Annotated in this window: 5 protein-coding genes; 3 read left to right on the plus strand and 2 right to left on the minus strand. The window is 37.9% G+C overall.

Annotated features, from left to right (window positions below; all coding sequences use genetic code 11):
- Positions 1-129 precede the first annotated feature (129 nt).
- The 3 genes from G3A47_RS05735 (at position 130) to bioB (ending at position 2,879) form a co-directional block, all read left to right on the plus strand.
- The gene (locus G3A47_RS05735; protein WP_166921227.1) at positions 130-1,059 is read left to right on the plus strand and encodes a bifunctional riboflavin kinase/FAD synthetase; all 930 of its coding nucleotides are present in this window, start codon (positions 130-132) and stop codon (positions 1,057-1,059) included.
- A gap of 116 nt (positions 1,060-1,175) precedes the next feature.
- Positions 1,176-1,613, plus strand: coding sequence for a hypothetical protein (locus tag G3A47_RS05740; RefSeq protein WP_166921228.1), 438 nt, complete (start codon positions 1,176-1,178; stop codon positions 1,611-1,613).
- A 171-nt stretch (positions 1,614-1,784) separates the two neighbouring features.
- A complete protein-coding gene (gene bioB, locus G3A47_RS05745; protein WP_166921229.1) occupies positions 1,785-2,879 on the plus strand; it encodes a biotin synthase BioB in 1,095 nt (364 codons plus the stop codon).
- 149 nt (positions 2,880-3,028) lie between these two features.
- Here bioB and G3A47_RS05750 read toward each other — a convergent pair whose 3' ends face one another.
- Together G3A47_RS05750 and G3A47_RS05755 are read right to left on the minus strand one after the other, a co-directional pair.
- Complete coding sequence (locus tag G3A47_RS05750) at positions 3,029-9,436, minus strand: glycine-rich domain-containing protein (protein ID WP_166921230.1); 6,408 nt, start codon at positions 9,434-9,436, stop codon at positions 3,029-3,031.
- Positions 9,437-10,377: 941 nt separating this feature from the next.
- Positions 10,378-14,586, minus strand: coding sequence for an Ig-like domain-containing protein (locus G3A47_RS05755; protein WP_166921231.1), 4,209 nt, complete (start codon positions 14,584-14,586; stop codon positions 10,378-10,380).
- Between the last annotated feature and the right edge of the window lie 379 nt (positions 14,587-14,965).

The raw sequence follows: 14,965 nt of genomic DNA on the forward strand, positions 1-14,965 counted from the left end.
TATTTTCATCTACAAGTAATTTGTTTTTTTAAACAAAAAGAAACCAAATTTCAATGAAAAAATCAGTCGATCTGAGTACGCATATTTAAATTAGATAGTATAAATTTGCAGCATCTTAAACAATTTGCTTTGAAGCTCTTTCATTCTATAAACGATTTTCGGTCAACCAAGAAAACTATTTTAACTCTTGGCACCTTTGATGGTGTACATATTGGTCATAAAAAAATTCTGGAGCGAATTACTCAAAATACCGAAAACGGAAAATACGAAAGTCTGGTTCTTACTTTTTTCCCGCATCCAAGAATGGTACTGCAGGAAAAATCAGAAATAAAACTACTCAATACCATTTCTGAAAAAACAAAACTTCTGGAACAAACCGGAATTGAAAATCTGGTTATACATCCGTTTAATGAAAATTTCTCCCGTTTAACTGCCGAAGAATTTGTGCATGCTATATTAGTAGATCAATTTCATATTCAAAAAATAATTATTGGTCACGATCATCGCTTTGGCAGAAACAGAACAGCCAATATTGACGACCTGATTGCATTTGGAAAAGAATATGATTTTGAAGTTGAACAAATTACTGCGCAGGAAATTCAGGATGTTTCGGTAAGCTCGACTAAAATCAGAAAAGCTTTAGATGAAGGCAATATCACTTTGGCCAACGATTATTTAGGTTATCCTTACTTTCTAACCGGCGAAATTGTAAAAGGAAAACAACTTGGAAGGACAATCGGATTTCCAACAGCCAACATTCACATTGAAGAAGATTATAAAAAAATCCCAAAAACCGGTGTATATGTCGTTCAGACCTACATTAATGGAAAGGTCGTCTTTGGAATGATGAATATCGGTTTTAACCCCACTGTAAATGGAGACAGGCAAACAATAGAAGTACATCTTTTTGATTTTGACGCTGATATTTACGGTCACAAAATTGAAGTTTCTTTATTAACTTATCTTCGCGAAGAACAGAAATTCGGCTCTGTAGATTTGTTAAAAGAGCAACTAAATCAGGACCAGACAAATGCTTTAGCTTTTATTCATCAGCTATAGCAACTCCTCTTATAGTTTTTGTTGTTTTTAAATCATCGTAGTTATTTTTTTAGTAAATTTGATATACAACTCTGTTTGTCAATTGCTTACTATTAACTTCTTTAAAAATAACCATTATGAAATTACCTAAAGAAATAACCAACGGTTTTTTGATTTTCCTCGGAATTGGCGTTTATTTTTTATTGATGAACGTATTAGGTTTGGCCCATCTGTTCTATTTGCGAACCTTAAATGTATTTTTTATATTTTATGGCGTAAATAAAACCATGCGAATGAATCTTCATGAAGGAGAAACCAACTTTGTTTCGAATGCCGTTTCTGCGATGGCAACTTCTGTTGTTGGTGTAGCATTAAGTGTTTTCGGACTGTTAGTTTATAGTTATGCAAGAGGTGGAGATGCATATGTAAAAACATTATCAGAGACTTTTATGTTTGGAGGAAATCCTTCTGTACCAACTTACTGCATCTGTTTATTGTTTGAAGGAATCGCATCGTCGGTAATTGTCACTTTAATGATGATGTTGTACTGGAATAACAAATATGTAGCCGATTAATTTTTTAAAGCAAAAGAAACATTTTAGCACTCTAAAATCATAAAAAGATGTAATTCTATGATTTTAGAGTGTTTCTTTTTTGAAAAAGCCTATCAAATATTCATTTACAGAACACATCATTGGTTGATTAGAACAATTTAACTACTTTTGGAGCATCAAAAAAATGTATCAATGAGCATTACGAAACACAACTGGACAAAAGACGAAATAATCGCAATATATAATAAACCTATGATGGACTTGCTGTATGAAGCGGCAACCCTTCACAGGCAGAACCATGATCCAAATGTAGTACAGGTATCTACACTGTTATCTATTAAAACCGGAGGTTGCCCTGAAGATTGTGGTTATTGCCCACAGGCTGCACGTTACAACACTGGTGTTGAAGGTAATGATCTAATGAGTGTAAGTCAGGTTAAAGCACAAGCTTTGCGAGCAAAATCAAGCGGATCATCCCGTGTATGTATGGGAGCTGCCTGGAGAAATGTGAAAGACGGAGAAGAATTTGACCAGGTTTTAGAAATGGTTCGTACCATTAACAAACTAGACATGGAAGTTTGTTGTACTTTGGGTATGATTACCGAAAATCAGGCACAACGTCTTGCCGAAGCAGGTTTATATGCTTACAATCACAATTTAGATACTTCTGAAGATTATTACAAAGACGTAATTTCTACTCGTGGTTTTGAAGACCGTATACAAACTATAGAAAATGTTCGTAAAACTAATGTTACGGTTTGTAGCGGAGGTATTATAGGAATGGGTGAAAGTATTGAAGACAGAGCAGGAATGCTTGTAGCACTTTCTACCTTAAACCCACAACCGGAATCTGTGCCAATTAACGCCTTGGTTGCCGTTGAAGGGACTCCAATGGAAGATGAAAAACCGGTTGAAATCTGGGAAATGATTCGTATGGTTGCTACCACAAGAATTGTAATGCCGGATACACAAGTTCGTTTATCTGCCGGAAGAACTAATATGAGCCGTGAAGGACAGGCAATGTGCTTTTTTGCAGGAGCTAATTCTATTTTCGCAGGAGATAAATTGCTTACAACGCCAAACCCTGATGTTCACGAAGACATGAAAATGTTCGAATTATTAGGTTTAAATCCACAAAAACCATTTACAAAAGTTTCTCAACCTAAAACCGTTGAAGCAGCCGATTCTCAATTTGCTCCACTAGGTGAAAAACCAAAATGGTCAAGACCGGGACACAGCATTGAAAGAAATCTTGAAGCTTCAGCTTCGGGTAAAGCAAAAGTTTAAAAAAAGATTTTATAAATCTCAAATAGTATTTAAAAATGCTTTTGACTTAACGTCAAAAGCATTTTTTTATTTATAGAAACGTGATTGAAACAAACCTTATAAAAAAAAAGACTTTGCAATTTTGCAACTCTGCATGAAAATCATAAAATCTAGAACATCACTTTCTTAATTGATACCACATTATCATCTAATTTAACCTTCACAAAAAGAAGCTGATCCTGAGATTTTAAATTTACAACTTGGAAAGATGGATTATTAATAGCCGTTTTTTTGTAAATCATGCTACCGGATACATCAAAAATAAGTATCTCACTAATCGTTCTTTCAGAAGCATTGATACTAATCACTTTATCTTTAGTGCTGACAACAATCTCTTTTCCTTTATTTTCAAACTCATCAACTCCCAGTGATTTATTAATGTAACGCAAAATAAACCGATCATCAAAAACACCTATCGTACTAGAAAACGTATAACCGCTTTTTCTTAAATCATGTACAACTCCGGTTAGCTTATCTTCTATAAAAATTTCCTGATGTGCCAAATTTCCATCGGAATCATCAATAGAGATTTTAAAGTCACTAACAATTGCAGAGCGATACCCCAAGGGTACAGTATCAATATCTAAAAAAGGCAGAGCACGACCCTGAATAACATATTTTCTATTACTGTTGATACTGTAAAAATCAAGAAACGGATTCCCATCAAGCGTTACGCCATCAAATCTATTATCGTGACCATTTGTCGCTCCTTCTACATAACCAATCAGTAGTTGTTTAAATGCTCCTTCTTCATTGGTCATATCAAGCCATATACGATGTCTCTCTAAATCTTTCTTTTTCGAAGTTTCATCTATTTTAAAAAACTGACTGTTATGCGCACCACCCAATCTCATTTCATTATTAAAAGCAACCGTTCCGCCGCTAACAGTAGTTGCGAAAAAAGATTGTCCCGCAGCAATTTTACCCGTTGGTTTAACACCGAGATCCAATAGTGGATCATCCGAATGCCCCGGATCACTTTTTGCTGATATCGCTACACCTCCAACAACGTTATAACTGGCATAGTCATCTGCGTTGTATTTATTCGCTCCCACCGTACCGATAGGCGTGTTATGCGTCCAAAAAAAGATAGTCCCGTCTAAGAAAGAATTTGCCGGTAAAAAAAGATCTGCATCCAAAGCAGAAGGATATGGATTTCCGATTAAATAAAACTTACCTGCATCCATCGTTTCCCCGGTTAAAGCACCATTATTTGGAGTGCCGGCAAACTGAGCTGTATAATCTGCCCTTACCGTAATCGAATAATTTTGAGGCCCCCTAATGATATAACCTTTACCAACAACCATAGTAGTATTAGAATTAGTTAATACCCAGTTTGTTCCATTAAAACTAAAATATTTATCAGACAACGTCAATGGTGAAACATCCACCAATTTTTGCAAATTTACAGGTGTTGACCAGTATATATAATCATATCTAAGGATCTGTTTCCCCGTACGTTTATAAGTTATAGAACCTGAATTCACTGACGGATTATCGTTTACCTGAACCAAACTTGCATTATTTTCAAATATCAATTCCGTTCCACGTGCCGGATCAACCGTTAGAGCATTGGTTACCGTTAAGGTGTTTAATGCATTTATAGTCACTTTTACTCCTGAATTTACATTGCAGGTACAGCTGTTTACATCCCCTGCTGAAGTATAATCATCAGCAAAAACAATATTATGATTTAATGTTGGCGTTCCATTAGACCAGCCTCCCGCAATAGTATACGTATTTGTTATAAGCGGATTTATAACTATACTCGATAAAAGCGGTGAAGGACAACTGCCGCTATAGGCAACACTAAAATTATAGGTTCCGGCTGCAAGTCCGGTAATCGTATAGGTTGTTGGATCAGAACCTCCACCTCCTGAGTAGGTATTGGCAACTGTGCCACTTTGTGTTATTGTATAATTACTCAAATTAGGCAGCCCGTTTAGAACTATGGAACCGGTTTGTATCGCACATGTGGGCTGAGTAACTCCACCGTTAATTGGTGCCGTTGGTTCCGGAGTTATCGTGATAGAAGCAGAACCACCAGTAAAGGATGAACTTCGAACACAACTGTCAGCTCCCGTTACAGAAACCAATGTATAAGTAGTCGAACTTGTAACCGGAGTAGTAAATGTGGCAAAAGCAACGCCACTGGTTACATTGGTCTGCGTGCGATCTGCACCACCATTTTCTTTATAAACAACAGTAAAAGGACCTGTGCCCGCACTTGCCGTAAAAGTCAATTGTCCGGCACCCGTTGCACAAAACGGACCATTGGCCGTTAAACTTCCCTGTGGTAATAGGTTAACCGAAATCGTTGCGGAGCCACCAGTAAAGGATGAACTTCGAACACATGTATCAGCTCCTGTTACAGAAACTAATGTATAAGTCGTCGAACTTGTAACCGGAGTGGTAAAAGTAGCAAAAGCAACACCACTAGTAACATTGGTCTGAGTACGATCTGCACCACCATTTTCTTTATAGACAACAGTAAAAGGACCTGTTCCTGCACTTGCCGTAAAAGTTAATTGTCCGGAACCTGTAACACAAAACGGACCATTAGCCGTTAAACTTCCTTGTGGCAATGGGTTAATAGTAATCGTTGCAGAGCCACCAGTAAAGGATGAACTTCGAACACATGTATCAGCTCCTGTTACAGAAACCAATGTATAGGTAGTCGAACTCGTAACCGGAGTAGTAAATGTGGCAAAAGCAACACCACTGGTTACATTGGTCTGAGTGCGATCTGCACCACCGTTTTCTTTATAGACAACAGTAAAAGGACCTGTTCCTACACTTGCCGTAAAAGTTAATTGCCCGGCACCTGTAGCACAAAACGGACCATTGGCCGTTAAACTTCCTTGTGGTAATGGATTAATCGTAATTGTTGCAGAACCGCCAGTAAAGGATGAACTTCGAACACAACTGTCAGCTCCAGTTACAGAAACCAATGTATAAGTCGTCGAACTCGTAACCGGAGTAGTAAATGTGGCAAAAGCAACACCACTCGTAACATTGGTCTGAGCGCGATCTGCACCACCGTTTTCTTTATAAACAACAGTATACGGGCCTGCTCCTGCACTTGCCGTAAAAGTTAATTGCCCGGCACCTGTAGCACAAAACGGACCATTAGCCGTTAAACTTCCCTGAGGTAATGGATTAATCGTAATTGTCGCAGAACCGCCAGTAAAGGATGAACTTCGAGCACAACTATCAGCTCCTGTTACAGAAACCAATGTATAGGTAGTCGAAGTCGTAACCGGAGTAGTAAATGTGGCAAAAGCAACGCCACTCGTAACATTGGTCTGCGTGCGATCTGCACCACCGTTTTCTTTATAGACAACAGTAAAAGGACCTGTTCCTGCACTTGCCGTAAAAGTTAATTGTCCGGCACCTGTAGCACAAAATGGGCCATTGGCCGTTAAACTTCCCTGAGGTAATGGGTTAATTGTAATCGTTGCGGAGCCACCGGTAAAGGATGAACTTCGAGCACAACTGTCAGCTCCAGTTACAGAAACCAATGTATAAGTAGTCGAACTTGTAACCGGAGTAGTAAATGTTGCAAAAGCAACGCCACTGGTCACATTGGTCTGAGTACGATCTGCACCACCGTTTTCTTTATAAACAACAGTAAAAGGACCTGTTCCCGCACTTGCCGTAAAAGTTAATTGTCCGGCACCCGTTGCACAAAACGGGCCATTGGCCGTTAAACTTCCCTGTGGTAATGGGTTAACCGAAATCGTTGCGGAGCCACCAGTAAAGGATGAACTTCGAACACATGTATCAGCTCCTGTTACAGAAACCAATGTATAGGTAGTCGAACTCGTGACCGGAGTAGTAAATGTTGCAAAAGCAACGCCACTCGTAACATTGGTCTGCGTGCGATCTGCACCACCATTTTCTTTATAGACAACAGTATAAGGACCTGTTCCGGCACTTGCCGTAAAAATTAATTGTCCGGAACCTGTAACACAAAATGGACCGTTAGCTGTTAAACTTCCTTGTGGTAAAGGATTAATAGTAATTGTCGCAGAGCCACCAGTAAAGGATGAACTTCGAGCACAACTGTCAGCTCCTGTTACAGAAACCAATGTATAAGTAGTCGAACTTGTAACCGGAGTGGTAAATGTGGCAAAAGCAACGCCACTCGTAACATTGGTCTGCGTGCGATCTGCACCACCATTTTCTTTATAGACAACAGTATAAGGACCTGTTCCTGCACTTGCCGTAAAAGTTAATTGCCCGGCACCTGTAGCACAAAACGGACCATTAGCCGTTAAACTTCCTTGTGGTAATGGATTAATCGTAATTGTTGCGGAGCCACCGGTAAAGGATGAACTTCGAACACAACTATTAGCTCCTGTTACAGAAACCAATGTATACGTAGTCGAACTTGTAACCGGAGTGGTAAATGTTGCAAAAGCAACACCACTGGTCACATTGGTCTGAGTGCGATCTACCCCACCATTTTCTTTATAAACAACAGTAAAAGGACCAGTTCCTGCACTTGCAGTAAAAGTTAATTGTCCGGAACCCGTAGCACAAAATGGGCCATTGGCCGTTAAACTTCCTTGTGGCAATGGATTAATAGTAATCGTTGCAGAGCCACCGGTAAATGATGAACTTCGAACACAACTGTCAGCTCCCGTTACAGAAACCAATGTATAAGTAGTCGAACTCGTAACTGGAGTGGTAAAAGTAGCAAAAGCAACACCACTAGTAACATTGGTCTGAGTGCGATCTGCACCACCATTTTCTTTATAAACAACAGTATACGGGCCTGTTCCAGCACTTGCCGTAAAAGTTAATTGTCCGGAACCTGTAACACAAAACGGACCGTTAGCTGTTAAACTTCCCTGAGGCAATGGATTAATCGTAATTGTCGCAGAACTGCCAGTAAAGGATGAACTTCGAGCACAGGTATCAGCTCCTGTTACAGAAACTAATGTATAAGTAGTCGAACTCGTAACCGGAGTAGTAAATGTTGCAAAAGCAACGCCACTGGTTACATTCGTCTGAGTACGATCTGCACCACCATTTTCTTTATAAACAACAGTATAAGGACCTGTTCCTGCACTTGCCGTAAAAATTAATTGCCCGGAACCCGTAGCACAAAATGGGCCATTAGCCGTTAAACTTCCCTGAGGCAATGGATTAACTGTTATAGTAGCTACAGCTGAATTAGCAGAAACACAAGCTCCATTTTGAACTACTGCTCTAAATTGAGTAGTAGCACTAAGAGCTCCTGAAGTATAGGATGTTGTTGTATTAGCAATATCTGTCCAGCTTGAAAATGGACTTACCGCATATTGCCATTTCACAACTGTTCCGGTATGTCCACTCAAATTCATTGCTCCACTGGTTGCTCCTGAACAAATAGTTGTAGTACCACTTAAAGTTCCCCCTGCTGACGCAGCAAAAACGGTAAGAGCGGCAGCATTATTCGATGAAATATTTGAAGAACAAACCCCTGATGTTAGATTAGTAACCGTAATTGTACTTGCTCCCAAAGTGCTTAAACCTACAGCTGTAAAAGTTCCTGTCCCGGCCGTAGAAACAGTCATTGCTGCTGTAAGTCCGGTACCGCTTGGACTACTGCGATTATAAGTTACCGTATAGACGCCGACAGGCAAAGAACCTGCACTTCCTGTTAAAGTAACCGTCGAAGTGGTTCCTACTGTACTACAAACATCAGCCGCCGATATCCCCGTAATACTATAAGTTGGACAAGTATAAGTAACTATAACCTGACCGCGAGCTCCATCACCACCAATCTGAGGAGAACCCAATGCAGAATTTATACCTCCTCCTCCTCCTCCACCGGGTGCTGTTCCGGCATTTCCCGGCCCATTACCTAATAAGAGACTGCTAATAGCAGCACCTCCGGCACCACCACTGGTATCACCTCCTTTTCCCCCGGCCCCCGAACTTAATCCTAAACTTAATAAAGCTGAAGAACCGTTTCCGCCATTTACACCGGAAGTTGTTGTTATTGATCCAAATGAAGCTGTGTTTAAACCTCCAGCACCTCCACTGGGAGTTCCTCCGGATGAATTTGCAGCACCACCATTTCCACCAGCTGCAAAGAGCACACTTTCAAAACCGGTTATAGTAGAGCTTCCTCCGTTACCACCTGTTCCCGTTGTACCCGTTGTTACTGCCGCGACTTTAACTGCTAAAGTATTTCCTGCGACAACAGTAATATTCCCGTGTGCAAAAGCACCACCACCACCACCGGCGCCACCTCTTCCATTTAATAATGAAGCACCACTGGCGCCACCTCCGGCACCACCACCACCCCAGGCTTGCACATTCATTGTTGTAATTCCGGCAGGAACGACTACTGAACCATTAACTGTAAATGTATGCGGTGGTTGTGCCCATAAAGAGCCAAAAACAAATAAAAACAAAAAGGAAAATTTTACCTTTAAAAATGATGTTTTTTTATAATGCAGATTCTTTTGAGAAAAACAATGCATTAAAAATTGAAGCAGGAAAGCTGGTAATTTTTTTTTCATCGCACTACTTTTTAAGTTAAAAGAAAAATCAGAACCAAACAGACGTTTGATTAAAATAGAACTCTAAATACCTCAAAAAATAATTTTGACTATAAAAAATCAACTTATAATTAAAAGCAAAAAATACTAAAATGCTGCTTTTTAATTTGTGGTATTTAAAATAGCAATCAATATTTTGGCAGAGAAAAACAGAAAAAAAATGTACTTTATCGGGCTTATATGTACGTTCGTCGTACAAGCATAGCAACAAGGTACAATTTTATTTACAAGACAGCAAGATATTTTACATAAAATTGTAAGAATTAAACACTTAAAAAATTAGAGATTGTTATAAAACCAACAAAATAGCCCTAAAAATGGCATTTTATCGTTAAAAAATGCATTTTATCGATCATGATTATTTATCGATAAAATGCATCTTTTTTTTAACACTTGAAAGATAAAACGCACTTATTGTATAATCGACACATCTAATTAACTCAAGTTGCCGGTTGAATAATAATGTATACTGTGAAAAGTAAAATGTGAAAAGTAATAAGTTTTGTTTAATTGATTACCGACTTACATTGTACGAACATATAACTGTGCCAGATCATCGAAATACAGCAACAATATACTTAACGCCTAAAGGCAAGAAAATCCCTTAATTAAAGCATTTGCTCTTTCAGAGTATCATTTCACATTTTACAGTATACATTTTACAACTAATAACTAGCAACTTGAATTAAATAGCATCAGAATACTATTTTTTGAGTTACAGAAAATTATGTCCCAAAAACAACTTCTACTCTTACAACCTGATCATCAAAGGATAAGTTTGAAAATTGAAATATCCTTTCAAAAAGTCTTTTCTAAGTAAATTTTAAACCTGAAAAAACCCAAAAAAAATCCATTTGACTGTGACAAATGGATTTTTCTATAATCTATAAAAGTGATCCTCTTTATTGAAATATAGCTTTTCTGGTCGTAGTATGATTGTTTTCTAAAGTAACTTTAATCAATACAACCTGATTAGCCGATTGTAAATTGGCTATTTGTAATTCTGTTGCCCCAACTTTCTTTTTATTATAAAGTTGTTTTCCTGAAATATCATAAATAGTGACTTCTCTAATATTATCTTTTTCTGAGTTTACTTTTATTACTTTGTTTTTTACAGAAACGATAAGATCACTGTCTTTGTTTTCAAAATCATCTACTCCTAATGTCTTATTGGTATAACGCAATATAAAACGATCTGGAAAAACGCCCTTTTCGGTTGAGAATGTGTATTTACCATCTCGCAAATCATAAACTTTGGCTGTTACTTTGTCCTCTAAATAAACAGCCTGATTAACCAGATTACCATCTGTTTGCTCTATAGCAATTGCAAACTCACCTGCAATAGAACTACGATAACCTAAAGGAACAATATCAGTGTCCGTGAAAGGCAGCGCACGCCCCTGAATTACGTAATTCTTATCATTATCAATACTGTAAAAATCTATAAAAGCGTTACCATCAAAACTTTCACCGTCAAATCTGTTTTCAAAATCATTGGTAGCTCCTTCTACATATCCGATCAGGACTTGTTTAAAAGCACCATTTTCATTTGTCAGGTTTAACCACATGCGGCTATTCTCAACTCCTTTATTTTTTGAAGTATTATCTCTTTTAAAAAACTGGTTGTTAACTCCTACCGGACGCATACTGTTATCAAAAGTAACTGTCCCGGCTTCATTTGCACTTACAAAAAAGGATACTCCTGATGCAATTTTACCGGAAGGGGTACTCATATTAAGTCCCGGGGCCTGAGAAGGTCTCGTTGCTACACCACCGGTTAGATTAAAACTTGCATAATCATTTGAATTGTATTTATGTCCCCCTACCGTGCCTATTGCTGTATTATGCGTCCAGAAATAAATAGTCCCGTTTATAAAAGTATTAGCATTCAAAAATTTAACAGCATCTAACGCCGAAGGATATGGGTTTCCAATCAAATAGAAGTTGTTTGGAAGAAGTGATTCTCCTTTAATAATTCCATTATTTGGAACACCAATAAAATTTACAGTTTGAGAATAGGTCGAACTTTCCCAGTAATCTTTACCATTTGGATATTTGGTATAGGGTTTAGGAACACGAATAATATATCCCTTACCGGGTATCATCGCAGTATTTCCATTTTCTATTACCCAATTCTTTCCGTTAAATGAGCTGTATTTATCAGACAACGTATTTGGAGATAAAACATTCAACTTTTGATCTGCTACCGATGAAGACCAATAGGTATAATCAAAATTTACCATTGGAGTTGAAATACGCTCCATATCAAATGAATTTACTGCTCCTGTATAAGTGGCATTATTATTCGTCTGAACCAAGGAACCGTTGTTTTTAATGATCAGTTTACCCTTTTCGTTTACCACAATATTTTCATTAACGGTAAGGGTTTTGTTTCCCGGTATAGTTAAGGTCTTTCCTGCTGCTATCGTACAAGTACAAACTTCTAAATCATTAGCCAGAGTTGAGCTTTTATTTACCACAATAGAAGAACCACTTTGAGGAGCTGCTGATCCATCATAAACAAATGGAGTGTCGATAAAATTAAGTGCAATGTTGGCATTCTCTCCGTCTTCTCTTAAACGTACTTCTACTGTAGAAGTTTTATTTAACGGATAGGTGACACCACCATTAATCAGAGAACTTGTAGTACTATAAGATTGCGTAGCTATTTTAACTCCGTCAATATAAATTTCAGCAACATCATCACAATTGACCAATTCTAACTGATAACGACCACAAGGAAAACCTTTACGTTTGTAAGCAATTGTAAACTGGTTTACCGGCATAGGAGCCCCTTCCCAACCGGAGTAATAGGATGGCGACACATCAGCATTCCAATAATTCTGCGTATTGATATTTATTTTAGTATCGGCATAAGTTCCGGCATAAGTATCAGCCAACAAAGCAAGATCAGCTGAATTAAAACCATACACATTCCATTTATTCTCTCCAAAAGGAAGCGAAGTATCTCCTTTTATAATGCCATATGAAATGGATAGCCTGGACGAACCTGCTTTTTCATAATATTCTAAGACAAAATCATGTGTTCCTGAAGACAAGGTACGGAGCGTAGATCTCAATGCATAACCTTGATCCTGCCAATTGTCTATCACTATTTTTCCATCAATATATAAACGATAACCGTCATCTCCTCCTACCGTAAAATTATATTGACCTGCCTCTGTTGTAGCGGTCATCAAATAACGGACATAAAACCTGTCACTTGGTACGACGCCACAAAATTCATTTGGCGCAACACTTGTATCCCCTGTAATTACTCCTGTCGCTACATTACGATCAAACATAGCTTTCTCTGCAACAGTTCCGACATAAGTCGTCATAGCTGGAGTATCTCCTGTATAGGTATAAACATAACCTTTCCAATTGTTAATTCCAGCTGTTAAAGTAGGAACGCATGGTGGTGGCGTGACCGTAACTGTGACCGTTGCAGACGAATAATTTGTTCCGTCAAATAAGGTGTAAACAAATGAACTCGTTCCTGTAAAACCTGCAGTAGGAGTAAAAGTCACATTCGTTTTTCCATTAACCACAACTGATCCACCCAAACTTGGCTGTGTTGACGTTATCGATACTAATGAACCATAATTCTCATCATTTGACAAAATAGGAATTGGGATAGCTGTCTTTGAATCGGTAGTGATACTATCCGGATTAGCAGTTAGTAAGTTTGAATTATCAACAATACCGGAAATCGTTGGCCCAACTTCTCCTCCATAATCGTGCTTTAATCTAAAATATCCGTTGTAAATATTCTGTACTCCATAAGGATATATTCTGATATAAAACGTTTGATTTGTATTACTTGTCACAACCGTATTTGCCGGAAAATTAAGTACTACTTCCGTATCGCTACCTTGTACTGCCGTAGTCGAACCCAAAAGAATTGTCCCTCCATCAGCAAAAGCGGGATCTGTCGAATAACGCACTTCGTATTTTGTAGCCCCTTCATTTCCGGCCGGAGAGTTGTATATAAACCTGAATTGCGTTAAAGTCAGCTTAAAATTCGGTTTTGGTTTTACACTTACCTGAACATATTTGTTAAGATTTACGGTATTTTTAATTGTACTGGTTTGTACATTACTAACATTAAAATAATTTGGATTACTGTTTGTTACAAAATTAACCCCTGAACCACTGATATCGTTTGCCATTATATTTGCATCTGTAACAACAGCCTTGGGTTGATCTACAGCACCATTCCAGATTATCAGACGAGATGTAAATTCTTCAACAAAAACCCAAACGGTAGCTGTCGATGTCTTTGATCCTTTTTTAAGAATGTAAGTGAACGAACTCGTTCCTTTAAAGTTTGCCGCTGGTGTAAACGTAAGGATATCGTTATTGTTTGTAACGGTTCCTTCAGCACTAGGTGGCTGTGTATACGTCATCGTTGAACCATTGGACTTCGTGTCATTTGTTAACGGATCAAATGACACTGCTCTTTTTTCTTTAGTACTTATCAGATCGTCATTTGCATTTAAGTCCTTTTCATCGTAAGGCAAAACAGTACCTCTAATTGTAGGAGTTGTGTTTCCGTCTGCGGCAACGCTTGTATTCTTATTCGTTAAAAATAAAGGAGAATCGGGATCACTACCCGGTTTTAGTTTATAACCGTAAATACGAATCGTTATAGTTTCGCCCGCATACAGAGTAACATTAGACAAACTCAATGACTTGTTTACTTTTCCGGGTTTTGTTGTTTCATCAATCAACAAACTGCTGGTCGCAAAATTATCTTTGGAATACCGAACCTGATAACGCTTAACATACAAATTCGCATCACCATGATAGGTAAATTTAAAAGCATCCAATTTGATTTTATAGCCCGTTTTTGCAGTCGTTGTAAACTGAAAATATTTAGTATCATCAATAGCAAATGATGTCGTCCATGGACTTCCTTTAAAACCTTCCCATTGCAAAGGAGACAAAGTTAAATTACTTCCGTTGCCTAATTCCCCGGCAGATACCGATGCCGTGTAACCGGAGGTAATAGTTGCTGATTTACTAGTGGGACCATCCCATTTCACCAGGTCCACTTGTGCAAAACCAACAAAGGGTAAAACTAAAAATAAAAGTAATTTTCTCATCATTTTAATTGTTTCTATCAGATCGTTAAACAGGTAAATTTTAGGGCTTGCAAAGATATAGACAACTACGTATTTGTCATAAAAGCGGTTTTAAGAAAGACCATATATTCGATAAAGCAAAAGAAATACTCGATGAAATACACCGCAAGAAGCGCCGAACTGTGTTAATTCTTATAAAAAAAGAAAATAAAACATAAGAATAATCGCAATCTACAATCAAAAAACTCACGTTTTTTAGATTAAAAATCTGAAAAACGTGAGTTTCTATGAATATTATGCAATAAAACACTACCTAATAACTATTGATTATTTTGTAATAAACAAGGTTTTTGAATATCGTTTGGTTTAAAGAAAAGCAACTTTTACGCAATGCGAAAATTAA

This window comes from Flavobacterium poyangense, assembly GCF_011751075.1.
GTDB classification, from domain to species: Bacteria; Bacteroidota; Bacteroidia; order Flavobacteriales; family Flavobacteriaceae; genus Flavobacterium; species Flavobacterium poyangense.